Annotated in this window: 23 protein-coding genes; 9 read left to right on the forward strand and 14 right to left on the reverse strand. The window is 70.7% G+C overall.

The window, feature by feature from the left end; translation table 11 throughout:
* The first annotated feature begins 43 nt into the window (after nt 1-43).
* Complete coding sequence (locus tag P696_RS0127845; protein WP_245627841.1) at nt 44-1,516, forward strand: DHA2 family efflux MFS transporter permease subunit; 1,473 nt, start codon at nt 44-46, stop codon at nt 1,514-1,516.
* A 150-nt stretch (nt 1,517-1,666) separates the two neighbouring features.
* On the opposite strand, the gene P696_RS48590 is transcribed toward P696_RS0127845, so the two are convergent.
* From P696_RS48590 to P696_RS0127860, 3 genes are all read right to left on the reverse strand, one after another.
* The gene (locus P696_RS48590; protein ID WP_051468262.1) at nt 1,667-2,431 is read right to left on the reverse strand and encodes a dienelactone hydrolase family protein; all 765 of its coding nucleotides are present in this window, start codon (nt 2,429-2,431) and stop codon (nt 1,667-1,669) included.
* A gap of 86 nt (nt 2,432-2,517) precedes the next feature.
* Nucleotides 2,518-4,071, reverse strand: coding sequence for an acyl-CoA synthetase (locus P696_RS0127855; protein WP_026414895.1), 1,554 nt, complete (start codon nt 4,069-4,071; stop codon nt 2,518-2,520).
* A 320-nt stretch (nt 4,072-4,391) separates the two neighbouring features.
* Nucleotides 4,392-4,622, reverse strand: coding sequence for a DUF397 domain-containing protein (locus P696_RS0127860; RefSeq protein ID WP_051468263.1), 231 nt, complete (start codon nt 4,620-4,622; stop codon nt 4,392-4,394).
* A 226-nt stretch (nt 4,623-4,848) separates the two neighbouring features.
* On the opposite strand from P696_RS0127860, the gene P696_RS53040 reads away from it, so the two are divergent.
* Nucleotides 4,849-5,457: an ATP-binding protein gene (locus P696_RS53040; protein ID WP_026414897.1), complete on the forward strand. Its 609-nt coding sequence runs from the start codon at nt 4,849-4,851 to the stop codon at nt 5,455-5,457.
* 166 nt (nt 5,458-5,623) lie between these two features.
* On the opposite strand, the gene P696_RS0127870 is transcribed toward P696_RS53040, so the two are convergent.
* Together P696_RS0127870 and P696_RS0127875 are read right to left on the reverse strand one after the other, a co-directional pair.
* Nucleotides 5,624-7,042: an alpha,alpha-trehalose-phosphate synthase (UDP-forming) gene (locus P696_RS0127870; protein ID WP_026414898.1), complete on the reverse strand. Its 1,419-nt coding sequence runs from the start codon at nt 7,040-7,042 to the stop codon at nt 5,624-5,626.
* Between the two features lie 279 nt (nt 7,043-7,321).
* On the reverse strand, nt 7,322-7,786 hold the full coding sequence (locus P696_RS0127875) for a DoxX family protein (protein WP_211245881.1): 465 nt from the start codon (nt 7,784-7,786) through the stop codon (nt 7,322-7,324).
* Between the two features lie 131 nt (nt 7,787-7,917).
* Between P696_RS0127875 and P696_RS48600 the strand changes: the two genes are divergently transcribed.
* Nucleotides 7,918-8,454, forward strand: coding sequence for a MarR family winged helix-turn-helix transcriptional regulator (locus tag P696_RS48600; protein WP_084338265.1), 537 nt, complete (start codon nt 7,918-7,920; stop codon nt 8,452-8,454).
* A gap of 14 nt (nt 8,455-8,468) precedes the next feature.
* Here the strand turns inward: P696_RS48600 and P696_RS0127885 are convergent, their stop codons facing one another.
* The 4 genes from P696_RS0127885 to P696_RS54935 all read right to left on the reverse strand — a co-directional run bounded on the left by P696_RS0127885 (nt 8,469) and on the right by P696_RS54935 (nt 11,878).
* Entirely contained in the window at nt 8,469-8,987 is a 519-nt protein-coding gene (locus P696_RS0127885; protein WP_026414900.1) for a YbaK/EbsC family protein, read from the reverse strand.
* Nucleotides 8,988-9,078: 91 nt separating this feature from the next.
* Nucleotides 9,079-9,729 (reverse strand): response regulator transcription factor, encoded by a 651-nt coding sequence (locus P696_RS0127890; protein WP_026414901.1) that lies wholly within the window; start codon nt 9,727-9,729, stop codon nt 9,079-9,081.
* 28 nt (nt 9,730-9,757) lie between these two features.
* Entirely contained in the window at nt 9,758-10,876 is a 1,119-nt protein-coding gene (locus P696_RS0127895) for a sensor histidine kinase (RefSeq protein WP_051468265.1), read from the reverse strand.
* Between the two features lie 48 nt (nt 10,877-10,924).
* Nucleotides 10,925-11,878, reverse strand: a complete 954-nt coding sequence (locus tag P696_RS54935) for a DedA family protein (protein WP_084338267.1) — start codon at nt 11,876-11,878, stop codon at nt 10,925-10,927.
* A gap of 338 nt (nt 11,879-12,216) precedes the next feature.
* On the opposite strand from P696_RS54935, the gene P696_RS57025 reads away from it, so the two are divergent.
* Nucleotides 12,217-12,729: a hypothetical protein gene (locus P696_RS57025; RefSeq protein WP_034487327.1), complete on the forward strand. Its 513-nt coding sequence runs from the start codon at nt 12,217-12,219 to the stop codon at nt 12,727-12,729.
* 60 nt (nt 12,730-12,789) lie between these two features.
* Here P696_RS57025 and P696_RS48615 read toward each other — a convergent pair whose 3' ends face one another.
* The 3 genes from P696_RS48615 to P696_RS0127920 are packed head-to-tail and all read right to left on the reverse strand — an operon-like array spanning nt 12,790 to nt 16,246.
* The gene (locus P696_RS48615; RefSeq protein ID WP_051468266.1) at nt 12,790-14,997 is read right to left on the reverse strand and encodes a molybdopterin-dependent oxidoreductase; all 2,208 of its coding nucleotides are present in this window, start codon (nt 14,995-14,997) and stop codon (nt 12,790-12,792) included.
* Between the two features lie 60 nt (nt 14,998-15,057).
* Nucleotides 15,058-15,774, reverse strand: a complete 717-nt coding sequence (locus tag P696_RS0127915; protein ID WP_051468267.1) for a nucleotidyltransferase family protein — start codon at nt 15,772-15,774, stop codon at nt 15,058-15,060.
* Nucleotides 15,775-15,793: 19 nt separating this feature from the next.
* The gene (locus P696_RS0127920; protein ID WP_064744136.1) at nt 15,794-16,246 is read right to left on the reverse strand and encodes a MarR family winged helix-turn-helix transcriptional regulator; all 453 of its coding nucleotides are present in this window, start codon (nt 16,244-16,246) and stop codon (nt 15,794-15,796) included.
* Nucleotides 16,247-16,306: 60 nt separating this feature from the next.
* Between P696_RS0127920 and P696_RS0127925 the strand changes: the two genes are divergently transcribed.
* The 5 genes from P696_RS0127925 (at nt 16,307) to P696_RS48625 (ending at nt 22,004) form a co-directional block, all read left to right on the forward strand.
* Nucleotides 16,307-17,341 carry an ABC-2 transporter permease gene (locus P696_RS0127925; RefSeq protein ID WP_026414905.1) on the forward strand — a complete coding sequence of 345 codons (1,035 nt, stop codon included), beginning with the start codon at nt 16,307-16,309 and terminating at the stop codon, nt 17,339-17,341.
* Between the two features lie 165 nt (nt 17,342-17,506).
* Entirely contained in the window at nt 17,507-17,761 is a 255-nt protein-coding gene (locus tag P696_RS0127930; protein WP_026414906.1) for a hypothetical protein, read from the forward strand.
* 125 nt (nt 17,762-17,886) lie between these two features.
* The gene (locus P696_RS0127935) at nt 17,887-18,249 is read left to right on the forward strand and encodes a nucleotide pyrophosphohydrolase (RefSeq protein WP_034487329.1); all 363 of its coding nucleotides are present in this window, start codon (nt 17,887-17,889) and stop codon (nt 18,247-18,249) included.
* A gap of 218 nt (nt 18,250-18,467) precedes the next feature.
* The gene (locus P696_RS48620) at nt 18,468-20,285 is read left to right on the forward strand and encodes a DUF2075 domain-containing protein (protein ID WP_051468289.1); all 1,818 of its coding nucleotides are present in this window, start codon (nt 18,468-18,470) and stop codon (nt 20,283-20,285) included.
* Between the two features lie 69 nt (nt 20,286-20,354).
* Entirely contained in the window at nt 20,355-22,004 is a 1,650-nt protein-coding gene (locus P696_RS48625) for a hypothetical protein (RefSeq protein ID WP_157429965.1), read from the forward strand.
* Here P696_RS48625 and P696_RS0127950 read toward each other — a convergent pair.
* Both P696_RS0127950 and P696_RS0127955 read right to left on the reverse strand, forming a co-directional pair.
* A complete protein-coding gene (locus P696_RS0127950) occupies nt 21,997-24,105 on the reverse strand; it encodes a tetratricopeptide repeat protein (RefSeq protein ID WP_026414908.1) in 2,109 nt (702 codons plus the stop codon). The two genes, P696_RS48625 and P696_RS0127950, sit on opposite strands and share 8 nt — an antisense overlap.
* A gap of 98 nt (nt 24,106-24,203) precedes the next feature.
* Complete coding sequence (locus P696_RS0127955; protein WP_026414909.1) at nt 24,204-24,551, reverse strand: MerR family transcriptional regulator; 348 nt, start codon at nt 24,549-24,551, stop codon at nt 24,204-24,206.
* Nucleotides 24,552-24,559 lie beyond the last annotated feature (8 nt).

Here is a 24,559-nt window from a genome sequence, read left to right on the forward strand (position 1 = left end):
CCCTCCTGAGGCGGGCGCCTCGAGCGGAGGTCTCGATCGAGGCGTGCTCGCGGTGGCCATGGTCGTCGTCCTGGGCGCGATCATGTCCATCCTGGACGTGACCGTCGTCAACGTCGCACTGCGTCATCTCTCCGAAAGCTTCAAGACCGACCTGGGCACGATCCAGTGGGTCGCCACCGGCTACACGCTGGCGCTCGCCACCGTCATCCCGGTCACCGGCTGGGCCGCGTCGCGGTTCGGCACCAAGCGGCTGTACATCATCTCGATCATCCTGTTCGTCGCGGGCTCCGCGCTCGCGGGCACCGCGTGGGACGCGCCGTCCCTGATCGCGTTCCGCGTCCTGCAGGGTCTCGGCGGCGGCATGATCATGCCCGCCGGCATGACCATCCTGACCCAGACGGCCGGTCCGCAGCGGGTCGGCCAGGTCATGAGCATCGTCGGCATCCCGATGCTGCTCGGCCCGATCCTCGGCCCGATCCTCGGCGGCTACCTGGTCGACGACGTGTCCTGGCGCTGGATCTTCTACATCAACGTGCCGATCGGCGCCGTGGCCGTGGTCCTCGCCGCGCGCATCCTGAAGAAGGACGAGCCGGGCAAGGGCGAGAAGCTCGACTTCCTCGGCCTGATCCTGCTGTCGCCGGGTCTCGCCGCGCTGATCTACGGCCTGGCGACCGGCGCGGAGAAGAACGACTTCGCCCGTCCGGACGTGCTGGCCACCACGGTCGGCGGCGCCATCCTGGTCCTGCTGTTCGGCTTCCACGCGCTGAGCAAGCGCAACGCCGCCCCGCTGATCGACCTGCGGCTGTTCAAGCGCCGCTCGGTCGCGGCGGCGGCGGGCACGATGGTGCTGTTCGCCTGCGCGTTCTTCGGCGCGATGCTGATCCTGCCGCTGTACTACCAGTCGATCCGCCACCAGAACGCGCTGCACGCCGGCCTGCTGCTGGCCCCGCAGGGCTTCGGCGCGATGATCACCATGCCGGTCGGCGGCAAGCTGACCGACAAGCTCGGCCCGGGCAAGGTCGTCCTGGTCGGCCTGGCCACGGTGATCATCGGTGTGGCGGCGTTCGCCACCCAGATCAGCGTCGACTCCTCGTTCTGGGCGCTCGGCGGCGCGCTGTTCGTGATGGGCATGGGCATGGGCATGACGATGATGCCGACCATGTCCGCCGCGATGCAGACGCTGCAGCACGCGGAGGTTCCGCGGGCGAGCACCGCGCTGAACATCATCCAGCAGGTCGCCGGCTCGGTCGGCACCGCGTTCATCGCGGTCCTGCTGGCCACCCAGCTGAAGGACCGCGGGCTCCCGTCGGGCGGCGACCAGGCCCAGCAGGCCGCCGCGATGGCGAAGCTCCCGCCGGACGTCCTGGCGCAGATCCCGCACAAGATGGCGGACGCGTTCCAGACCACCTACTGGTGGTCGGCGGCGCTGCTCGTCCTCGCCTTCATCCCGGCGCTGTTCCTGCCGCGCCGCAAGCCGGAGAACACCGACATCGAGGCCCCGATGCCGATGCACTGACGGGTCTCCCGTCACCGGCGGACCGTCCGCGACCAGCGGACGCCCGTCACGAGGACGCCCCGGCGTCCGGCCCCCCTCACAGGGACCGGACGCCGGGGCTTCCCGCTTTCTCGTCACCCCGCGCGCGAGCTCACCGCCCGCGTAACCCGGTCAGGCCAGCTCGGCGGCGAAGAACTCCCGGACGCGCCCCCACGAGTCCTCGGCGGCGTCCTTGTCGTACATCTCGCGGCCGGGGAAGAAGAAGGCGTGCTTGGCGCCCGGATAGACGACCGACTCGTGCCGGACTCCGGCCGCCGTCAGCTCCTCGTCCACGCGCCTCCGCTGCTCGGCGTCGATGACGTGGTCGAGTTCGGCCCAGAACAGCAGCATCCGGCCGCCACCGTCGGCGATCTCCCGCGCCGCGACCTCCACCAGCGGCTCGGGACGGCTCAGCGCGGTCCCGGCGACCGACAACCACCCCGGGTAGTAGATCGCCGCAGCCGTCAGCCCCAGGCGGGCGGTGCCGAAGAAGGCGACGTGCCCGCCCAGGCTGAACCCCAGCGCGCCCGCCTTCGAGCCCCCGTTCGCCTCCGCCCGCGCGAACGCCAGCGCAGCGCTCAGATCGTCCGCGACGTCGTTGCGCGTGAGCCGGCCGATCATCTCGAATCCGCGCTGCCGGTTCGCGTCGTTCTCCTCCATCCCGGACGCGCCCTCGGTGCCGAACCGGTGGTAGATGTCGGGAGCGATCGCGACATGGCCCAGCTCCGCGACGTTGCGGACCATCTCGCGCACCTCGCCGGTCAGCCCCCACAGTTCGGAGCCGACGAGCACGACCGGACGCGTCTCCGCGTCGTCCGGACGCGCCAGGTAGGCGGTCATCCGGCCCGAGCCGCCGACCTCGATCTCGACCTGTCGTGCAGTGATCTCATAGGACATGGAGTGATCATGCTGGCGACGCCAGCTCCCCCGCACGCCGTTTTGCCCTGAGCGGATCACCCACCCCGGGCCCTGGCCCACCCGCGTCAAACGGCCCCGGTCGGCGTGTGCCCCTTCCAGTACTCGTCCTTCAGCAGGCGCTTGAAGAGCTTGCCGGTGGGATGGCGTGGGAGTTCGGCGCGGAAGTCGATCGAGCGCGGGCACTTGTAGTGGGCGAGGCGGTCACGGCAGTAGGCGATGAGCTCAGCCTCCAGATCCGGTCCCGCCCGCTCCGGATCCACCGGCTGGACGACGGCCTTGACGGCTTCGCCCATCTCCTCGTCCGGGACACCGATGACGGCGACGTCCGCCACGTCCGGGTGGACGGCGAGGACGTTCTCCGCCTCCTGCGGGTAGATGTTCACCCCGCCACTGATGATCATGTAGGAGCGCCGGTCGGTGAGGTAGAGGAACCCGTCCTCGTCGACATGGCCGACGTCGCCGAGGGTCGTCCAGCCATGGCCCCACGGATCGCGGGACTCGGCGGTCTTGTCCGGGTCGCCGTGGTATTCGAACGAGCCGCCGTCACCGAAGTAGAGCGTGCCGTCCTGACCGGGCGGAAGCTCGTTGCCGTCCTCGTCGCACACGTGCGCCCGCCCGAGGATCGGACGGCCGACGGTGCCCTTGTGCGCGATCCAGTCGGACGGACTCGCGTAGACGAAGCAGTTGCCCTCCGTCGCCGCGTAGTACTCGTGCAGGATCGGGCCCCACCAGTCGAGCATCCGCTCCTTGACGGGGATCGGGCAGGGCGCCGCCGCGTGGACGGCGTGCTTCAGCGATGACAGGTCGTATCGCCCGCGCACCTCGTCGGACAGCTTCAGCATCCGGATGAACATCGTCGGCACCCACTGGCTGTGCGTGACGCCGTACCGTTCGATCGCCGCCAGGGCCCCCTCCGGGTCGAACTTCTCCATCACCACGACGGTCGAACCACAACGATGGAAGTTGAGGCTGTAGCGCAGCGGTGCCGCGTGGTACAGCGGCGCCGGCGACAGGTACACCGAGTCGGCGTCCGGCTGGAACAGCAGCGTGATCAGCTGGAACAGCCCGGACGGCGTCCCGGCGGGGGCGAGCGTGAGCGGGGTCCTGACCCCCTTGGGACGCCCCGTGGTGCCGGACGAGTAGAGCATGTCGGCGCCCTCGACCTCGTCGGGCAGTGGCGTCGGCGACTGCCCGGCGACACGTTCCTCATAGGACTCGAAACCCGGCGCGGCGCCGTCGAGCATCAGCTTCAGCGTGACGTTCGGGATCCGCTCGGACGGGACGGCGGCGGCGCGGTCGGCGAGAGCGGCGCTGGTGATGAACGCCTTCGCCTCGCAGTTGTCGACGATGTAGGCGAGTTCGTCGCTCTGGAGCCGGGAGCTGACGGCGGTGTAGTAGAGGCCGGAGCGCTGCGCCGCCCACGCGACCGCGAGGAACAGCGGATGGTTCTCCAGCATGAAGGCGATGTGGTCGCCGGGGCGCAACCCCGCGGCGGCGAGCAGCCGGGCCAGGCGGGTGGACTCCTCGTCCAGCTCCCGGAAGGTGAGGACCCGGCCGGATCCCGCCATGATCACGGCGGGCTTGTCGGGCGTCTGAGCGGCGATCTGCCCCAGGTGCATGGCACCGCACGGTACCGGCCCCGGACCTGGAATGGAATGCCGTTCGGTATGCCGCCCGGGCGGCGGCCGGACGCCGGTTCCCGGATCGGCGCACAGCCGGTCACGGACCGCCCGAAGACGGCCCGCCGATTTCGGATTGTCGGGACGGCCCCGATTCGGACCGCCGGAAGGGGCCCATTCCGGGCCCCTGGACGGGCCGGTTCCGGCGCGCGAGCACCGATCGGGTTCGGACGGCGGCGCTCGACCCCGCTCTCAGCGCCGGATCGAGCCGGTGACGTCGGGCCGCTTCCGGGTGATGCGATCGGAACGCGGCCCGGCGCTCAGACCAGCATGTGGTCGAAGTCCCCGTCCTTGGCCCCGCCCACGAACGCCTCCACCTCCGCGCGCGTGTACACGAGGATCGGCCCCTCGGGATCGCGGGAGTTGCGGACCGCGATGTCCCCCGTCGGCAGTTCCGCCAGCTCCACGCAGTTGCCGTTCGGATTGCTACGGCGGCTCTTCTGCCACTCGAGCCGTCCGCGCATGACGGTCGGCACTGACTCGCCGTCCATCGTGAGCCCCCCTTGCTGCGTTCGTGGCCCGTCCCGAGGACGGGCCGCCCTGTCCCCACCCCCGGCACCGGACCGGCCCCGAGAGCGATGATACGAAATGCACGTGCATCTGGTTGTGCATATAGCCATGCATCCGTGCTTGCATACGGTCTTGCATCTGCACGACTTGAGGAGCAAGATAGCGAACGCTCGCACCCGTCCCGTCCGCACGCCCCTGGGGTTGCCAATGTTCGTTGACCAGGCCGACGACCTCGCGGCTTCCATCGAGCGGGGCCGGCGGCCCCTGGAGCTCCCGTACGCCTCCCCCGACCCCGCGACGGCCGACGGCGCCGCGGCCGGGGACACAACCCCCTTGCTGTCCAGTCACCGGGATGCGACCACTTCGTCCGGCTTTGCCGGACTCTGGCCGACCCCGCACGCGGGCAGCCCGCGCACCGCCCGCAAGGTCCTGTCGGCCGACCCCACGGCGCCCCGCGCGGCCCGCGGGTTCGCGCGCGAGACCCTCGCCGGGTGGGGGATGCCCGGCGATGGCTCCGACGTGCTGGTGGCCGTCTCCGAACTGGTCACCAACGCACTCCGACACGGGGTGGAGACGTCCGTAAACCAGATTCAGTCACGTCCGATACAGCTGGTGCTGCTCGGTCACCCGCGTCGCCTGGTCGTCACCGTGACGGACCCCGGCGGCAGCAGGCCCACCGTGGCCCACCCCGAGGACGCCTTCAGCGAGGACGGGCGTGGACTCGTCGTCGTCGCAGGTGTCAGCGACGCGTGGGGTTGGGCGCCGCTCAGCACCGGAGGCAAGGCCGTCTGGGCGGCCTTCAACCTGGCGTCCTGACTCTCGGGGTTCCGCGCTCCCGCCCTGAAGGACCCGCGACGGGCGTGCCGTCTCTTCCACTCGGACGGCACGCCCGTCGTGCTTTCATGCGCGCGGAGGCCGAGAGTAGCGGGCTCGTTCGTCCGCCCGATGCTTCGCCTTCCTGAGCGAGCAGCGGGCGGGGCGTTCAGACGGCTTCGCGGGCTATGGCGGTGGGCGGGGTCGGCTCCTCCAGGGCGGCGAGGAAGTCGTGGGCCCAGCGGTCCACGTCGTGCTCCAGGACGCGGCGGCGCATCGAGCGCATCCGGCGGCCCTGCTCGGCCGGGTGGTCGCGCAGGGCGTCCAGCAGGGACTGCTTCAGGCCGTCTATGTCGTACGGGTTGACCTGGTAGGCGCGCTTGAGCTCGGCGGCGGCGCCGGCGAACTCGCTGAGGACGAGGGCGCCGCGCAGGTCCTCGCGGCAGGCGACGTACTCCTTGGCGACCAGGTTCATGCCGTCCCGCAGCGGGGTGACGACCATGACGTCCGCCGCGAGGAAGAGGGCGGCGAGCTCGGGCCGGTCGTAGGACGTGTGCAGGTAGTGGATGACCGGTGTGCCGATCTCGCCGTGCTCGCCGTTGATGTGCCCGACCTGCTGCTCGATCTGGTCGCGGAGCAGCTGGTACTGCTCGACGCGTTCGCGGCTGGGCGTGGCGATCTGGATGAAGGTGGCCTCGCCGGGGCGCAGCTCGCCGTCGCGGAACAGCTCGCCGAACGCCTCGAGGCGCTGGGTGATGCCCTTGGTGTAGTCGAGCCGGTCGACGCCGAGCAGCAGCTTGGCGTCGCGGACGTCCTCGCGGATCTCGGCGGCCCGGCGGCGGACGGACGGCTGGGCGATGAGACGGCCCAGCTCCTCGGCGTCCACCGAGATCGGGAACGCGCGGGCGCGGACGGTGCGGCCGTCCCAGAACACGTCCTGCTTGAAGGTGCGGGCGTCGAGCAGGCGGCGGCACAGCCGGACGAAGTTCTGCGCCGCGCCGGGGAGCTGGAATCCGACCAGGTCGGCGCCGAGCAGCCCCTCGAGGATCTGGCGGCGCCACGGCAGCTGCCAGAACAGCTCCAGCGGCGGGAACGGGATGTGCAGGAAGAACCCGATGCGCAGGTCGGGGCGGAGGCGGCGGAGCATCGCGGGGACGAGCTGGAGCTGGTAGTCCTGGATCCAGACCATCGCGCCCTTGCCCGCGACATCGGCGGCCACCTCGGCGAAGCGCGCGTTGACGCGGACGTAGGCGTCCCACATCGCCCGGTCGTAGACGGGCGGCGCGATGACGTCGTGGTAGAGCGGCCAGAGGGTGGCGTTGGAGAAGCCCTCGTAGTAGAGCTCGACCTCCTCGGCGGACTGGTGGACGGGGACGAGCGACATGCCGTCCTCCCGGAACGGCTCGAGCCGCTCGTCGGGGGCGCCGGACCAGCCGATCCAGGTCCCGTGGCGGCGGCGCATCAGCGGCGCGATGGCGCTGACCAGGCCGCCGGGGCTGCGCCGCCAGGACGGTTCGCCGTCCTCGCCGACGATCCTGTCCACGGGGAGGCGGTTGGCCACCACGACGAACTCACTAGCGCGCGACACCCCAGGACCTGCCCTTCCATGATCCGCGTGATCACCTGTGCTCTACCCGCCGCGGGAGCCGGTCACGCGGGCACATGATCACAAGATCGCATCATACGGGGCACTACCTGCCCATTCTTCGCGCGACACGACATGGAGGCAGGAGATGACAGAAAGCGGAGGCGTGAGAAGGGCCCGGAGCCGACCCCCGCCGGTCGGTTCCGGGCCCTTCGCCGGTCGGCGCCGTCCCCGGGCGCCCGCACTCACCCGGGGACGGCGTCTCGGTCGGGCTCTGACGGGTCAGACCTCGACGGCCCGGCGTTCGCCATGGACGGCGTCCCCCCTCAGGCCGCCGCCGAGCAGCGCGTCCAGGGACAGCCGTCCCGGACCGGCGAAGGCCACGAGCAGGGAGAGGGCGCCGAGCACGAGCACGTACTCATAGCCGCCCTTCTCGGAGAAGAAGCCGTGGTCGGCGTGGGCGTACCAGAGCGCGCCCGCCATGTCGGCGAACAGCAGCACGCCGACGAGCGGGACCAGGACGCCGACGATCAGCGCGACGCCGCCGGCCAGCTCGACCCACGTGGCGTAGAACGCGGCCACGCTCGGCAGCGGGATGCCCATGCCGTCGAACATCTTGGTGACGTCGCCGTGGCCGTACTTGTGGAACTTCTGCCAGCCGTGCGCGATGAACACCACGCCGAGCACGAGGCGGCCGAGCAGCAGTCCGGTGTCGGACAGCGCGGGGAATCTGCGGGACAGGTACACGGGAGCTCCTTCGCGGGGTCGCCCGGGCGGGAGCGCCCGGGCAGGGTTCGTGGCGGGGAACGAGATCGTTCAAACCTGTACTAACACTCCCGCGGGGATGATTCAAATCTGAACCGAATAGAATCGGGTTCATGTTCCGCCTCGACCAGTCCGACCGTCCCGAACATTCCGGTTCGTCCGAGGATGTCGATTCCGGACGCGCCGGAGACGACGGCGCCCCGCTCGCGCCCTCCGAACTGCGCGCCTGGAAGGGCTTCCTCACCGTGTCGCACCTGCTGGAGCAGGAGATCGAGCGGCAGCTCAAGGCGGACGGCGAGCTCTCCCACGCCGACTTCGAGATCCTGGTCACGCTGCGCGGGGCGGACGAGCGGCGGCTGCGCATGACCGAGCTCGCCCGCCGCGCGATGATCTCCAAGAGCCGGCTGACCTACCAGGTCACCCAGCTCGAGCAGCGCGGGCTGGTGCGCCGGACGCCCTGCCCGACCGACCGCCGCGCGATCTGGGCGCAGATCACCGCCGAGGGCGAGGAGCGCCTCGCCAAGGTGCGGCCGGGGCATCGGGGCGTCGTCCGGCGGGAGCTGATCGACCAGCTGTCCGCCGAGGAGCTGGACGTCCTCGGGACGGCCCTGACCCGCGTCGCCGACAACCTCCGCGGCACCGACCGTTAGTGCGTGAACGTTCCCTACTGGGCCAGCGGGAGGACCTCCGCGCCCGGCAGGGCGGCCAGGGACTTGCCCGGGACGAGGAGCTTCGAGCCGCGCACTCCCCCGCCGATCACGACCTCGTCGGCCTCGGCGACGGCCGCGTCCACGAGGATCGGCCAGTCGGCGGGCAGGCCGACCGGGGTGATGCCGCCGTACTCCATGCCGGTCAGGTCCGTCGCGTCCGCCATCGGCGCGAAGGACGCCTTGCGTGCCCCCAGGTGCTTGCGGACGACGCCGTTCACGTCCGCGCGGCCGGTGGCGAGGACCATGCACGCCGCGTAGCTCACCTCGCCGCCGCGCTTGGCCGCGACGACCACGCAGTTCGCGCTGATCTCCATCCCGACGCCGTACCGCTCGCAGAACGCGGCGGTGTCGGCCAGTTCGGGGTCGATCTCGGCGACCCTGGCGCCCGGGACGTCCGCGATCGCCGCCGCGACCGGCTCGGCCAGCAGGTCGGGACGCTCTGTCGCGGGGATCCAGTCGAGCCTGTCCGTCATGCCGTTCTCCTCCGTCGCGGTCGGGTTCCGTGGAGGTCAGCCTGCCAGGTCCGGGCGCGTTCCGGCGGGGCCGGGAGGGGGCTCGTGCTCGTCACGCGCCCAGGTGGCGGAGGACGGCGAGGACGCGGCGGCTGTACCCGGGCGACTCCCCCAGGCCGAGCTTGCCGAAGATCGCGTTGGCGTGCTTCTCGACGGCGCTCTGCGAGACGTGCAGGCGTTCGGCGATCGTCGCGTTAGCCAGGCCCTCGGCCATGGCGGCGAGGACGTCCCGTTCGCGCGGGGTGAGGTCGGCGAGGGGGTCGGCGCGTTCGCGGTCGGCGCCCGCGAGCAGCCGCCGGACGACCTCCGGATCGAAGGCCGCGCCGCCCGCGTGGACCCGGTCCAGGGCGTCCAGGAACTCGTCCACCTGCGCGACACGGTCCTTCAGCAGGTAGCCGACGCCGTTCGCGCTGGAGGTGAGCAGTTCGGTGGCGAACCTGCGCTCCACGTACTGCGACAGGACCAGAACGCCCACCTCGGGACGGGTCCTACGGAGGTCGAGCGCGGCGCGCAGGCCCTCGTCGGTGTGCGTGGGCGGCATGCGGACGTCCACGACGACCACGTCCGGCGGGTCGGCGGCCACGGCCGCGAGCAGCGCCTCGGCGTCGCCGACCGCGGCGACGACCTCGTGCCCCTCCTCGGCCAGCAGGCGGACCAGGCCCTCGCGGAGCAGGGCGGAGTCCTCGGCCAGCGTCACTCGCATGATCGTCCTCGGAGTTCGGGAGGAGGGGTCAGGCGCATGGCAGTTCCGCGGTGATCTCGGTGGGACCGCCGGGCGGGCTGACCACGCTGAAGGTCCCGTCGAGGGCCGCCGCGCGGCGGGCGAGGCCGCGCAGGCCGCCGCCGGACGGCTCGGCGCCGCCCCTCCCGTCGTCGGTGATCTTCACGACGAGCATTCTGCCGTCCCCGGTCACCCGGACCGACACCCGGGACGCCCCGGCGTGCTTCGCCGCGTTCGTGACCGCCTCGCAGACCACGAAGTACGCGGCCGTCTCGACCTCGCGCGGCGGACGCCCCGGCGCGTCCAGGCCGACCTGGACGTCCACCGGGAACGGGGCGCGCTCGGCGACCGCCTCGAGCGCCGCGCCGAGGCCCTCGGAGTCGAGCGCGGACGGGAAGACGCGCCAGGACGTCTCGCGCAGGTCCTCGAGGGCCAGGCGCGACTCGTCGTGCGCCTGCCGCAGCAGGTCGCGGGCGCGGTCCGGGTCGTCCGAGCGACGGGCCCGGCCGATCAGCATGCCGAGCGCGACGAGCCGCTGCTGGACGCCGTCGTGCAGGTCGCGTTCGATGCGGCGGCGCTCGTCGTCCACGGCGGCGACGACCTCGGCGCGGCTCTCCGAGAGCTCCGCGACGCGCCGCCGGTACGCCTCGAGCTGGTCGGGGCCGAGGAAGCGGGCCGCGAGCCGCCGTTCCGCCGCCACCACTCCGGTGAGGCCCTGCGCGGCCAGGAACGCCAGGACGATCCCGACGAGCACGAAGTACACGACGATCGTGGGCGACGGAGGGATCCGGTCCAGGTTCCGGCCGGTGATCCACCATCCGACGGCCAGGCGGACGGCCGACACGACGCCCGTCCCGCACAGCGCCAGGATCACGCCTCCGAGCAGGCCGATCGGCACCCGCGCGAGGAGGTAGGCCGCCGCGCGGCGCGGGTCCCGGTCGGGGGGCGGGACGTCCGCGCGGAAGAAGGTGAGGAGTCTGCGCCGTTCCAGCCCGGCCAGCGTCCGCGCGGATCCCGCATGGAGGAGGACGGGAGCCAGGGGGACGGTGAGGACGGCGGTCGCGGCTCCGAGGGTCAGGCCCGCGACGGTCCGGCCCAGGATCCGTCCGGCGGCTCGCCAGCCTGTCACTCGTCGCTCTTCCGGCGCGTCGTCGGTGGGGCGTGAAATGGGGATTCCTCAGGCTCGGCGGTACGGCGGAAGATCGTTCGGGGGTTCGGTCCGACCGTACCCGGCGTCCCAGCGGGGGTCGTGGCCTCCGTGGTTGTGAGTCGGGTGGTTGTGAGTCGGGTGGTTGTGAGTCGGGTGGTTGTGAGTCGGGTGGTAGGGGGTCTGGTGGTTGGGGGTCTGGTGGTTGGGGGTCTGGTGGTCGGGGGTCTGGTGGTTGGGGGCTCGGTGGCCGTGGGGCCGGTGGTCGCGGGGTGCGAGGGGGATGTCGGGACGGGTGACGCCGGTGTCGGGGAGGGCCGTGCGGGAACGGCGGTTGCGGACGATGCGGACGGCCAGGAACGCGACGGCCGCCAGGACGACGACCACCAGGACGCCCTTGCTGAAGACGCCGACGGACTCCCCGACCACATGCCAGTTGTCGCCGAGCCAGTATCCGGCCATCACGAACAGGGTGTTCCAGATCGCGCTGCCCAGCGTCGTCAGCAGGAGGAAGGGCGCGAGCGCCATCCGCTCCACCCCGGCGGGGACGGAGATCAGGCTGCGGAAGATCGGGATCATCCGGCCGAAGAACACCGCCTTGGTGCCGTGCCGGGCGAACCACGCCTCGGTGCGGTCGAGGTCCTCCAGCTTCACCAGGGGCAGCCAGTCCACGATGGCCCGCACCCGGTCGCGGCCGATCGCGCCGCCGATGCCGTAGAGCGCGAGGGCGCCCATGACCGAGCCGAGCGTCGTCCAGACCAGCGCCGCGACCAGGTTCATGTCGCCGCGCGCCGCCGTGAACCCCGCCAGCGGGAGGATCACCTCGCTCGGCAGCGGCGGGAACAGGTTCTCCAGGGCGATCGCGATGCCCGCGCCGGGCGCGCCGAGGCTTTCCATCAGGTCGATGGCCCAGCCGGTGATGCCGCCCTCGCCCGCCGAGGCCCCGGCTGCGGCGACCGTCCATCCCGTCGTTGTTTCGATCATGGTCACAACGTTAGGAACGGCGGTTCCGGCGCACCATGAGGTCCACCGCCCACCCTCTTCCGGCCTTCCAGAGCCCGCCACCTGCGGTAAACCCCACCACCGGCGGGCGGGTCGGTCCGTCGCGGGCGGCGCGCGGAGGAGGGCCGTCCCGATTGTTCGGCATAGGGGTTATGGACCATGTTGGGCGGAATTTCGGACATTGCCGTTTCATGATCGGAATTCCACCTCCACGGTGATCGACTTTTCCGATAACACTCTTTCCGATAGCGTTCGCTCGGCTTTGTGAAGTGAATTCATGATCCGACTTCCCCGCAGCACGATCATGAAAGGATTCCGCGATGGTCTTGGCCGTGATCGTGATCGTCGGCCTGCTGACGTTGCTGGCCGCGTTGCGGCGCGCCGCGCCCCGTCCGCACCCCGCCGTCACGGCTGGTCAGGCCACCGAAACGGCGGCCGGCGGACACCCGGAGTCCCTGACCGCCGAGCTCGAGCCGGCCGCGGAGGAGTACCTCGCCTGGCTCGCCGACCACCACTGGCCCGCCGACGACTACCTCGACCTGGAACAGCAGTGGCGGCACGAGCTCGGAATGCTCGACCTCACCGAGGTCCCGCACTGCCCGAGCTGCCTGCTGCGCCGCGAGGACGTGTGGCCGTGCCCCCGCTGCGGGCGCCTGCTGCACTCGTCCTGCGGCCACGGGATGCGCCGCCGCCCGGTCGCCGAGCCGTACCGCGCGCTCGGACTGGGCAGCGAGCCCGAGGCCGTCGTGGCCGAGTGGATCTGCACCGGATGCGCCTCGGTCGTCGGACTCGACGTCGAGAACGACTCGGACCCGTCGGGCCCGCTTTCCTGACGATCAATACGCAAAGGTAAAGAGTTAGCCAAGAGGCCCGCTTTCGGGCACTGGTGATCATTAATTCACCGTGTCCGTAATCGGGCGTCCGGTTCGCTCCCCGGTGTCCTCCGTGTTCGATTCCCGCACCACGGGCCCCACCTTCACCGGGATCCCGTTCAGGCGGGCCATCCCGGCCGGTTTCTCCAGGTCATCCGGCTTCGGCGAGGCCAGGACGTTGACGTTCGCGCCGCCGCCCGCGTTCGCGACGCGCCAGCCGCCGCCCCCGTGTCCCCACCCGTGCGGAACGGCCACGACACCGGGCGTGACCTCGTCCGTAATCGCGACCGGGAGCCGGATCGTCCCGTGTGCGGACGTGATCTCGCAGAGGGCTCCGTCTTCGAGGCCGTAGCGAGCGGCGTCCTGCGGGTGGATTCGTGCGGTGTGCGTACGCGCGCGCATGAGGGACGGCGCGTTGTGCATCCAGGAGTTGTGCGAGCGCGGCTCGCGGAGGCCGATCAGGCGGAGCGGAAGGTGCGAGGGCGTCGGCGGGGTGGTCCGCAGGTGCTCGATCTCGGCGAGGATCACGTCCGGCGCCAGGTGGACGCGGCGGTCGGAGTGGGTGATGCGGCGGCGCAGGCGTCCGGTCGGCTGATGGTCGGCGAGGACGATCCCGTGCGGGTTCTTCTGGAGTTTCCGGAGGCTCAGGCCACCCGGCCGAAGCCCGAACCTGTCGCCGCGCGGGCCGGTCCGCAGCAGCGCGTCCACCATCAGGCGCGGGGACGGACGCAGCCCGAGGCGGTGAGCGAGACGTTGCGGACCGAGCGCGCCGATGCCGATGCCCATGCGCGTGGCGAGTTCGTCGATCACCTCCCACTCCTGGCGGGCCTCGCCGCGCGGCGGAACGACGGCCTCGGTCCAGGTGACGTAGGGGGTCAGGTAGTTCTGCAGGAAGGGCAGCGGGAGGTCCTCGCGCTCGAGGAAGGTGGTCGCGGGCAGGACGTAGTCCGCCTTGCGGCCGGTCTCGGTCACGTAGAGATCGATGCAGACCAGCAGGTCGAGCTCGTCCAGGGCGGCGTCGAGCGCGGTCGCTCCGGGGACCGACAGCAGCGGGTTGCCCGCCGAGACGATCAGCGCGCGCATCCGTCCCGGACCGGGCGTGGTGATCTCGTCGGCCATGATCCCCGCGGGGAAGGTGCCGAGGACGTCGGGGAAGCCACCGATCCGGGACCGCGTGCGACCGTAGGTGCCGAGGCCGGAAAGTCTGACGATCTCGTCCACCGGCAGCGGCGACTCCCCGAAGATCGCGCCGCCCGGACGGTCGAGGTTGCCGGTCACGGCGTTGACCGCGTCGATGAGGAACGCGACGAGTGTGGCGTGCGCGCCGAGACAGGTTCCGGTCCGTCCGTAAACGACGGCGTGGGGCGCGGCGGCGAGATCGTGCGCCAGGCTTCGCGCCGCGTCCGGGGCGACACCGCTGTGCGCACGCGTCCGCTCGGGTGGGAAGCCGCGGACGAGGGCGCGGAGGGTCGCCAGTCCCCGGGTCTGACCGGCGCAGGTGTCGATGTCGGCGAGGCCGTCCTCGAAGAGCACGTTGAGCAGCGAGAGCAGCAGCCAGGCATCGCCGTCCGGCGCGATCGGCAGGTGCTCGAACGCCCGCGCGGTCTCGGTCCGGCGCGGATCGCCGACGACGACGCGTCCGCCTCGCCCGACGACCCCCTTCAGGCTCTCGCGGATGCGCGGCACGCTGACCAGGCTCCCGTGCGAGACGAGCGGGTTCGCGCCGAGCATCAGCAGGAAATCGGTCCGCTCGATATCGGGGAGCGGGACGAGGTGCGGCGCGCCGTAGAGCAGGGCGCTCGCGGCGAACCGGCTGTTGGTGTCCTGTGAACCCGCCGAATAGAGGTGGGGCGAGCCGAGCGCGCGCATGAACCCGTTCAGCCACAGCGGATGCGTGTACGAGAACGTGGCCGGGTTGCCGAAGTACCAGCCGATCGCGTCGCCGCCGTGCTCGCGGCGCAGGGCGTTCAGCCTCCGGGCGATGTCGCCGAGCGCCTCGTCCCAGGTCACGGGCTCGAACTCGCCGTCCGGCGTGCGCCGCAGCGGCTGGACGACCCGGTCCGGATCGTTCTGCACCTCGGTCATCGCTATGCCCTTCGGGCACGCGAAGCCCCGCGACAGCGGATGCGCCCGGTCGGCGCGGATCGCGGTCACGACGCCGTCCTCGACGGTCGCCGTCAACCCGCAGAGCGGCTCACAGATCCGGCAGTAAGTGACTACTTCGCCCATGGGCACGATTCTGCCCCCTCCCCCGCGCCGACGCCCCGGCGGGCCGGGAAACTCCGGCGATCAGGGGAGGCGGGGGTCGCTGACCTGGTGGCCCTCCCTGAGGCGTCCGCCCGCCCGGTCGAGGATCTCCCGGACGGTCACGTTCAGCCGCACCGGGTCGTGGAGGCCGCCGACGAGGCGGTCGGCCAGGTTCGGATCGTGATCGTGGAGTTCGCGCAGGAGCCACTTGCCGGTGCCCTGCCAGTGCCGGCCCGTCAGAAGCGCGAGCTGCGCGGCCTTGGTCATGAGCCTGGCGATGATGAACGCGATCTCCGCTTGGTCCCAGGTGCCCGCGAGGTCGTCGAGCAGATCGGTGACCTCGTAGCGCGCCTCGTCCAGTTCGGCCTGGGTCGCCTCGGCCGGGCCCTGCGCCAGGCGGTCGCGCATCTCCTCCTGGAGGCGCGCTCCCAGGCCGTCGCGGTCACGCACGATGACACCGTCGGCGATGAGCCGGGGGATTCCGGGCCATCGGCGTGCCAGGTTGTTGTCACAGTAGGCGGCGAGCGTCTCCTCATCGTGGATCAGCGTCTCTACCGGCCATCCCTCCCAGCCGAGGGATCGCCGCACGGGGCGTTCTCGGGTCTCGGTGACCACCACCATGTCGAGGTCGGACATGGGCGTCCGCCGCTCGGTGAGCGCGCTGCCGCCCACGATGACCGTCAGGGCGTCGCCGAAGAGGTGCTCGGCGAGCCCGCGGGCGGCCTCGACGGGCTCCGGCCGTTCCCCATCTTTGATCACGGGGACGATTCTGCCCGTTCTACTCCTCGGCGGCGTTGTAGCGGACCAGGTATCCGGCGAACCGGGTCAGATCGTCGTCGGACCAGTCCTGGAGGCGGTCAGTGATCGCCTCGTGTCGGCGGCGGACGGCCTCGTCCAGCAGTTCGCGGCCCGCCTCGGTCGGCGCGAGCCGCTGCCCGCGCGCGTGCGCGGGGTCGGCGTGCCGTTCGACCAAACCGAGGCGTTCGAGCGCGGCGATCTGGCGGCTGACCGTGGACTTGTCGAGCAGGAAGTAGTCGGCGAGATCGACCGCGCGGCACCCGCCGGTCTCGGTCAGGTGGCTGAGCAGGCTGTAGGAGACCAGGGACAGGTCCGGGTGGGCGCGCCCGGCGATCGCCCGTGCCCGGCGGGCCAGCGCGGTCAGCTCCCAGCGGATCTTCTCCAGGGCCTCGTCCCGGGGGTGTCCATCGTCACGTTCCGTCACGGCGTCCATAGTTGTATAGTACAACTTATCGCGTAGTTGTATTTTACAACTCACCTGGATGGGAGGACCATGACGAGCTCCGGCGACACGCGCGCCACCCTGCGCCACCTCTTCGGCCACCTGTTCGTCCCGCTGCTGATGTGCGTCGGGATGGGCCTCGCCTACCTCGGCGCGTTCCACAAGCCGGAGCCGCACGACCTCAGGGTCGCGATCGTCGGGAGCGGCCCGCAGACGCAGATCCTCGCGCAGACGCTGAAGGACAGGGCGGCCGACGCCCTCGACGTCCGGACCGTCCCGTCCCGCGACGCCGCCGTCGCGCAGCTCAAGGACCAGAAGATCTTCGGCGCGTACGCGCCCGCCTCCCCCTCCCCCGAGCTCCTGGTCGCCTCGGCCGGTTCCGACACCACCGCGACGGTCGTCCAGAAGGTGTTCACCGACGTCGCGTCCGCGCAGCACGCCCCGCTGAAGGTCACCGACGTCGCGCCGCCCGCCAAGGGCGACCCGACCGCGCAGGGCCTGTTCTTCCTGCTCGTCGCGCTGAGCATCGGCTCCTACACCTCGGTCGCCGCGATCGGGGGCGCCGGCGCGCCCCTCCGCATGCGGTTGCGCGCCCTGATCGCCGTCGGGACGGGCGTGGTCGTCGGCGCCATCGGCACCCTGCTCGCCGGACCGGTCTTCCACCTCGTCGACCACGACCTGCCCGCGTTGTTCGGGATGTCCGTCCTGTACTCGACCGGCATCCTGCTGATCGGCGTCGGCCTGCACACCTTCCTCAAGCGCTTCACGATGCTGGCGATGATGGTCCTGTTCGTGATGCTGAACTTCACCACCGCCGGCGGCGTCTTCCGTCCCGAACTCCAGAGCGGCTTCTTCGCCTCACTCCACTCGTTCTGGACGGGCGCGGGCTTCGTCGAGGGCGTCCGCGGCCTGGTCTACTTCGACGGCCACGCCCTCGGCGGCCACCTGCTCACACTCGCCTTCTGGCTGCTGGCGGGCGTCGTCCTCGTGGGCCTGGCCGCCCTCCACGAATCCCGGATCCGCCCTGCCCTCGTCCCCACGCGCGAGGACCTCGAGCAGGAACTGGAAGAGGCCGTCCCCGCGTGACACCTCTCCTCGCCCCCGGTTCCGGCCGGGGTCGAGGCATGGTCCAACTCCGGTGAAACTTCGCAAGATCCCTCCCCCATGCGCGGCATGTCGTTCCGACGTCCGATAGGTGCCTCTAGTAGCGTTCAACTGTTTTGCTCCTTACGTACGGAAGGACGGCAGGGGTTGATCGCAGCTCTGGTCCTTGCCACGCTCGCCGGCCTTTTCGCCACCCTGTGCCTGCCGCGCCTCCTCCGCGCCATGCCCCCGCGCACCCCGGAGCCCCCGCCCCCGTACCCCGAGTCCATGACCGCCGAGCTCCCGCCCGGCGACGAGGAGTACCTCGCCTGGCTGGCCAACGACCTCTGGCCCGAGGACGAGTACCTCGAGGACGACCCCAACCGCAAAGGCGAATCCGACGGCGGCCCCATCCCCGCCTGACTCCCTGCCACATCATGACTCACACGTCGCATCTGTCAGGGGCGTTCGAACGTCGTCTCCGTCCTGGACCGCCTGAGCGTTCGTGTGGTCCCGGCTGGGTTCTTCAGGGGCACTAGCCTGGTTCGGTGGAGAGCATCGAGGAGCTGGCCGGGCGGTTGCGGGAGTTCGCCGCCGAGCGGGACTGGGAGCAGTTCCACACGCCCAAGAATCTGGCGATGGCGCTCTCGGGCGAGGTCGGTGAGCTGGTCGCCGAGCTGCAGTGGCTCACGCCCGAGCAGAGCGTCCGCGTGATGGACGATCCGGAGGCGGGCGCGCGGGTCCGGGCCGAGCTGGGCGACGTGTTCTCCTATCTGACACGGCTGGCCGACGTCCTGGGCGTCGACCTGCTGGAGGCCGCGGCCGACAAGATGGCGGAGGGGGCTCTGCGCTACGACCCCGAGACCTACCGCGGCTCCGCGCGCAAAGCCCCTCCCCTTCGGCCTACCTGAACGTCGGCGTCCACCGATAATCTCTTCGCGTAAGCGTTAGCGGCCCGACGGGCTTCTGTTGAGCGTCCCTGGGGACGGTCTGCGGACACGCTCCCATGCCGCACGAGAACTTCGTGCTGCCTGGGAGCTGGTTCGTGTCGACGGCTTTTCGCACGTCCCCCGCAAGCCTGGTCGGGTCTCCCCTCGAGCGACAGCTCGTCGGTGTCATCAACGACCACATGAGAGCGATGACGGGGCGCGCGGCGGGTGAGGGCGAGCAGAAGTCCTGGCGGCGCAGTCTTCCGGTTCTCGCCCGCGATCTGGTCGAGGCGGGCCTCGGCAAGGTCGAGATGCTCGTCGAGTACCAGATGCCCCGCAGCAACAAGCGCGCCGACGTGGTGCTCGCCGGAATGGACCGGCGGACCGGCCGCGACCTCTATGTGGTCGTCGAGCTGAAGCAGTGGAGCCGGGCCGCGCTGTTCGAGGACAACGAGAAGCTCGTCATCGTCCCCGGTTACACGCGGGAGGCGGAGCATCCGCTGCTCCAGGTCCGGGGCTACTGCGACGCGATCACCGACTCGGTCGCGGCCGTCCACGACGAGCCCGAATCGGTGCGAGGCGTGGCCTACCTGCACAACGCCGAGGACAGGGACGTGGACGACCTGTTCGATCTCGTCCAGGACGAGCGGACGCGGATGTTCACCAAGACGCGCCGCGGCGCGTTCCTGGACTATCTGCGTGCCCAGTTCGCGCCGGAACCGGGAGCGGGGGCCGCGGACCGGCTTCTCGACAGCACGATCGCGCCGTCCAGGAAGCTGATGGAGGTCGCGGCCGAGGAGATCCGGAACCGCGAGCAGTTCGTCCTGCTGGACGAGCAGCGCGTGGCCTACGAGATGGTGATGCACGCGGTGCGGAAGGCGTACCGCTCGGACACCAAGCGGGTCGTCGTCATCACCGGCGGGCCGGGCAGCGGCAAGAGCGTGATCGCCCTTTCGCTGCTGGGCGAGCTGAACCGGCAGGGGCGTTCGGTGCTGCACGCCACCGGGTCCCGCTCGTTCACCCAGACGATGCGGAAGCACGTGGGCAAGGGCGACCGGCGGATGCAGGAGCTCTTCACGTACTTCAACAGCTTCATGGACGCCGAGAAGAACGAGCTCGACGTCCTGATCTGCGACGAGGCGCACCGCATCCGGGAGACCTCCGAGAACCGCTTCACGCGGGCGGCGCAGCGCACCGGCCGTCCGCAGGTGGACGAGCTGATCGCGGCCGCGCGGGTGCCGGTGTTCCTCCTGGACGAGCACCAGGTGGTGAAGCCCGGCGAGACCGGGACGGTCGAGGCCATCCGGAGCCACGCGCGGAACCTCGGCTTCCGGGTGCACCAGGTCGACCTGGAGGGGCAGTGGCGGTGCGGCGGCAGCGCGAAGTACGAACGGTGGGTGCTGGACCTGCTCGGTCTCCGGGACGAGGACGCCGAGCCGCGTCCCTGGACCGGGGACGACGGCTTCGAGGTCGTCCTGGCGAAGTCGCCCGCCGAGTTGGAGGACGTCCTGCAGGAGAGGACGCGCGACGGTGGCACCGCCCGGATATCGGCGGGGTACTGCTGGCCGTGGAGCAAGCTGGGCGAGGACAACACCCTCGTGCCGGACGTCAGAATCGGCGACTGGGCGCGTCCGTGGAACGTCAGGGGCGACCGTGCGGTGGGCCAGGCTCCGCCGAGCGCTCTGTGGGCGACCATGGACGGTGGTTTCGGCCAGATCGGCTGCGTCTACACCGCGCAGGGCTTCGAGTACGACTGGTCGGGCGTGATCATCGGGCCTGATCTGATCGCCCGGCACGGGCGGCTGGTCACCGTCCGGGAGGAGAACCGGGACCCGGTGCTGGCGCGGAGGAGCGTCTCCGACAGCCAGGTCGAGCAGCACATCCGGAACATCTACAAGGTTCTCCTGACGCGGGGGATGTCGGGGACCGTCATCCACGCCACCGATCCGGAGACGCGGGAGTTCCTCGCCGGCCTTCTGGCTGACGCCTCCGGGGCCGGGGACGCGGCTTCCGCCTGACATCCGTCGGCGCCGAATCCTGCACTTCCCTCGCGCGGCTACAGTGCTTGGGAACTTGGGGCGCGAGCGGTGGAGGATCGGGTGGCGGCGGAAAGGGGCTCGCAGGGGTTTGTGCGGGTTCCTGTGGGGGTCGATGCCGAGCGCTGGGTGACTTTTGCGGGGGCGAAGGTCCTGGTCGTCGTGCATTCGGTCACGGCGTTGGGGCGGTTGCTGGATGTGCTCGCCGTTCTTGAGGGTGAATTGCGGGTGCAGGTTGTTTACACCCGGATTCCGGCTTCGGCGTTCACGGATGGCGTCGAGGAGTTTCTGCGGGACGTCGGGGCTCTGGTCGTTCCTTGGGAGCAGGCGGTCAGGGAGACTTTCGATCTGGCGTTGAGCGCGTCCAGTAGCGGTGATCTGCATCTGGTCAAGGCGCCGCTCATTGTTATGCCACATGGCATTGGTTACAATAAGTATTTGAAAACGGAAAACGGAAAACGGAAAACGGTCTACGGGCTTGGGGAGGAGCAGCTCGTTCGGGATGGGCGGGTGGTTCCGGCCGTTCTGGTGTTGTCGCATGGTGAGCAGCTCGTCCGGCTGAAGGAGTCGTGTCCGGAGGCTGTGCCGCGTGCGGTGGTCGCGGGGGACGTCTGCTTCGACCGGATGGCGGCCAGTGGTGAGTGGCGCCAGGTTTATCGGGAGCGGCTTGGGGTTCGGGATGGGCAGCGGCTGGTCGTTGTTTCGTCCACCTGGGGGTCCACCTCGCTGTTGGGGGCGGATCCCTCTGTCGTGGGGCGGCTGTTGCGCGAGTTGCCCGTGGATGAGTATCGGGTCGCGGCGGTTGTTCATCCGAATGTGTGGCATGGCCATGGGGCATGGCAGGTTCGGTCGTGGCTGGCGGATTGCCGACGGGCCGGATTGTTGTTGATTCCGCCTCGGGAGGGGTGGCGGGCGGCGCTTGTGGCGGCGGATTGCCTTGTCGGCGATCACGGGTCTGTGACGTTGTACGGGGCCGCTTTGGGGTGTCCTACTGTGCTTGCCGCTTATGACGCCGACGACATATCACCGGGGACGGCCATGGACGTTCTGGCCGATGTGGCGCCCCGGTTGAAGGGCGGAGCCGCGCTGCGTCCTCAGATCGAGGAGGCGATCCGGCGGCACGATCCGGCGTTGGGTGAGTTGTTCGCGGGGTTGGCGGTTGAGCGGCAGGGCGAGGCTGCCGCCGTGCTTCGAGAGGCCATGTACCGGTTGATGGGGTTGCCTGAGCCGGAGCGGGCGGCTCGGGTGGTTCCGGTTCCTCCTGCTGAGGCTGAGAGGGCTGAGTGGGGTGCGGAGGGGCCCGGGGTACTGATCGCCTCGTGTGACGCGGACGGGCGGGTCGAGCGGGTGCCGTTGATGGGCGAGGTGCCTCGGCTCGGGGCTTCGGCTCATGTTGTTGTGGAGGACGCCTGCACCGACGTGCGCGCGCGGGGGATCGCGGGCGTTGTGGTGCGTCGGGAGGGGTCTCCAGGGCCGATGGCCGGTGTGGCGCCCGAACGGGTCTTCGCGATGCTTCCTTCGTGCTCGGTTGTCGCGGACGTTGGGGACGACGGGTGCGCGGTGTGGCTCCGGGACGGGACATGCCTGAAGATGCGCGCTGACGTTCCAGACCTGGGTGTGCTGGGGTCGTTGGCCTTCAGGCGGCCCATGCCGAATAGCCTGCGTCTCGGGGAACGCGTGATCGACGTGGACGTCAGCTGAGGGGTTCCTCGCGAAGGCGGTCTGCGCGTTCGCTGTGGATGCGGTCGTAGGCGGCGATGGCCTGTTCGCGGTAGGACGCCCGGTCTGCGGGATCGGCGAGGCGGATCAGGGCTTCCAGGATCTCGGCCTGCTGGTAGGGACGGTCCTCGTCCCGCATGATGGCTAGGGCCGATTTCAGGGTGGCCAATGCGTCAGGGGCGCGACCGGCTTGTCCTTGGGCTTGGCCCAGGGTGAAGAGGGTGCGGCCCTGGTTGTACCGGTCGGGTTTGAGGTCGCCTTTGTGGTCGCGGACGTTGGCGAAGCGCTCGCCGGACTCGGTGGCGTAGGCGATGGCCGATTCCCACTCCCCCAAGCCGAGGGACACGCGCGCGAGGTGGTGCAGGTTGATGGCCACGCCGCGAGGGCGGTCGTGTCGTTCTTCCAGGGAACGTGCTCGTTCGAGGAAGGGGAGCGCTTCCGCGTAGTCACCTGCGTCCAGATAGGCGCGGCCCATGAATTCTTCGGCGGAGGCCAGGTTGAGGGGGTCGCCGGTGTCGAGTGCGGCGTCGCGGGCCGTGGCCAGGACCGATCGGGCCGCGGCGAACTGACGGGTCTCGAAGTAGGCGCGGCCCAGCTGCGTTGTTAGGCGGAACAGCCAGCGAGGGTCGTTCAGGGCTTCGGCGGCCTCCAAGCCCCGTTCCAGGACGGGGATGAAGGTGCCGTAAGGACGAGCTGAAAGCTGGAGCGCCCACTGGGCTTCGCATAGCTGGACCGTTAGGTCGTGCCAGCCGCGGTCATGGGACGTGTAGGCGACGGCACAGAGGTTCGGGTGTTCGAGCTGCAGCCAGTTCAGCGCGCGTCGTTTCGTCCCGAACGGTGAGGAACCCAGGGTTTTGTAGATCTCGCCAAAGACCGGGCGGTAGGGGTTCGCCGTGCGGTCTGCGGCGGCAGCGGTCGTCAGGTACCACTCGATCGTGCGGCGGACGGCCGCGTCGCGTTCGTCCTCGGGCAGGCGGACGGCCGCGGTGGCGTTGGCGTGGCGCCGGATGCGGTCCGGCATGTGGAAGCGGTCGTTCTCGCTGCGCAGCAGCTGATGGTCGGCGAGGGCGTCCAGGACGTCCAGGGCCGTGTCCTCGTCGGTGCCGAGGAGGGCCGCGGCCGCCGCCGGGACGAACGAGACGGGACCGGCCGCCGTCCCGAACCGGTCGTCGGCCGCGGGATGCAGGCCGAGCAGGGCGAACCCGCGTTGGGCGGCCGGTGGAAGCGACTCGTACGCGCCCTCCCCCAGCGTCATGATCACACTGTTCCCGGCGAGGTCGCGGCGCAACCGGCGGACCGCCGGGCCGACGCCGCGCCTGCTGGTCCTGAGGTGCGCGGCGGCGAGGCGGAGCGTCTCGGGGTGGCCTTCGCAGAGGCGCAGGAGGTCGTCCACGGCGTCCGGGTCGGCGTCGAGGTGCTCGGCTCCCGCGACGGCGCGGAGGAGCTCGCGGCCCGCCCAGTCCTCGAGTTCGCCGATCGGGAGGTCCTCGCAGCCGTGCTCGGCGAGCAGCGGGACGGGGTCGCGGTCGGTGATGGCGATGACCATGGACGCGCTGGACGGCGGCAGGAACGGCGCGAGCTGCCCCGGGAGTTCGACGCCGTTCAGGACGAGCAGCACGCGTTTCGCGGCCGTCGCGCGCAGCCAGAGCGGAATCGCGCCCTCCCGCTGGATCGCGTCCTCGGGGACGTCGTTGGCGCGGAGGAGCGGAGCGAGCAGGTCGTCCGGTGAGGCGGCGGCGCGTCCGCCCGCTGCGGGAAGGTCGAGGAAGAACCGTCCGTCGGGGAAGTCCTCGGCGTGGTCGTGGGCCCAGCGCAGGGCCAGTGACCGTCGTCCGATGCCTGAGAGCCCGCGCAGGAGGACGAGTGCGGGCGTGCCGGGCTCCCGTGGGCGCTCCCACGCCTCGTCCAGGATGCGAGCTTGCGGCACGCGGTCGACGAAGGGCGCGGGGGCTGCCGGAAGGGTGAACCGTGCGAGCGCGCTATCCAGGTGCGTGCCGTAGTTGTTCACGATGGTGTCGGCATGAGCGACCATCAGAACCTTGTTGGCACTGCCGGTGAAGACGTTCTCGGTGGACGCACCCATCAGCCCTCGAAGCCTCCGCCCCTGGCAACCGTCCCCCCGGACGGGCCCAGTCTGCCAAAGGCTTGTCGCGTACGCACGAGCGTTCGGCGGCGGCTGGGTTATTTGCTGGAGATGACGGTGTCGAGGAGGGTCCGGGAGGTTTCCAGGGCTTCGATGGCGGCGGTGATGCGGGCTCGTTCGCGGCGGAGGTCGGCGAGGAGGTCGGGGCAGGTGGGGGTGAGGTGGTCGGGGTCGCCTTCCAGGCAGGGGAGGACGGTGGCGATGGTGGCGGTGTTGAGGCCGGCGGCGAGGAGGGAGCGGATGCGGCGGACGGTCTCGACGTCCTGCCGGGAGTATTCGCGGTAGCCGCTGGGGAGGCGGTCGGGGGTCAGGAGGCCCTGCTCCTCGTAGTAGCGGAGGAGGCGTTCGGAGACCTCGGTGTGGCGGGACAGTTCGCCGATGCGCATGGACGCTC

Origin of the sequence: Actinomadura oligospora ATCC 43269 (assembly GCF_000518265.1) — a bacterium.
In the GTDB taxonomy this organism is placed as follows: Bacteria; Actinomycetota; Actinomycetes; order Streptosporangiales; family Streptosporangiaceae; genus Spirillospora; species Spirillospora oligospora.

What these genes read in the sequence shown, in the direction of transcription:
- P696_RS48590 (WP_051468262.1), bottom strand. Translation starts at nt 2,431, where the DNA reads ATGTCCTATGAGATCACTGCACGACAGGTCGAGATCGAGGTCGGCGGC.
- P696_RS0127855 (WP_026414895.1), bottom strand. Translation starts at nt 4,071, where the DNA reads ATGCACCTGGGGCAGATCGCCGCTCAGACGCCCGACAAGCCCGCCGTG.
- P696_RS0127860 (WP_051468263.1), bottom strand. Translation starts at nt 4,622, where the DNA reads ATGGACGGCGAGTCAGTGCCGACCGTCATGCGCGGACGGCTCGAGTGG.
- P696_RS53040 (WP_026414897.1), top strand. Translation starts at nt 4,849, where the DNA reads ATGTTCGTTGACCAGGCCGACGACCTCGCGGCTTCCATCGAGCGGGGC.
- P696_RS48600 (WP_084338265.1), top strand. Translation starts at nt 7,918, where the DNA reads ATGTTCCGCCTCGACCAGTCCGACCGTCCCGAACATTCCGGTTCGTCC.
- P696_RS0127885 (WP_026414900.1), bottom strand. Translation starts at nt 8,987, where the DNA reads ATGACGGACAGGCTCGACTGGATCCCCGCGACAGAGCGTCCCGACCTG.
- P696_RS0127890 (WP_026414901.1), bottom strand. Translation starts at nt 9,729, where the DNA reads ATGCGAGTGACGCTGGCCGAGGACTCCGCCCTGCTCCGCGAGGGCCTG.
- P696_RS54935 (WP_084338267.1), bottom strand. Translation starts at nt 11,878, where the DNA reads ATGATCGAAACAACGACGGGATGGACGGTCGCCGCAGCCGGGGCCTCG.
- P696_RS57025 (WP_034487327.1), top strand. Translation starts at nt 12,217, where the DNA reads ATGGTCTTGGCCGTGATCGTGATCGTCGGCCTGCTGACGTTGCTGGCC.
- P696_RS48615 (WP_051468266.1), bottom strand. Translation starts at nt 14,997, where the DNA reads ATGGGCGAAGTAGTCACTTACTGCCGGATCTGTGAGCCGCTCTGCGGG.
- P696_RS0127920 (WP_064744136.1), bottom strand. Translation starts at nt 16,246, where the DNA reads ATGGACGCCGTGACGGAACGTGACGATGGACACCCCCGGGACGAGGCC.
- P696_RS0127925 (WP_026414905.1), top strand. Translation starts at nt 16,307, where the DNA reads ATGACGAGCTCCGGCGACACGCGCGCCACCCTGCGCCACCTCTTCGGC.
- P696_RS48620 (WP_051468289.1), top strand. Translation starts at nt 18,468, where the DNA reads ATGAGAGCGATGACGGGGCGCGCGGCGGGTGAGGGCGAGCAGAAGTCC.
- P696_RS0127950 (WP_026414908.1), bottom strand. Translation starts at nt 24,105, where the DNA reads ATGGGTGCGTCCACCGAGAACGTCTTCACCGGCAGTGCCAACAAGGTT.
- P696_RS0127955 (WP_026414909.1), bottom strand. Translation starts at nt 24,551, where the DNA reads ATGCGCATCGGCGAACTGTCCCGCCACACCGAGGTCTCCGAACGCCTC.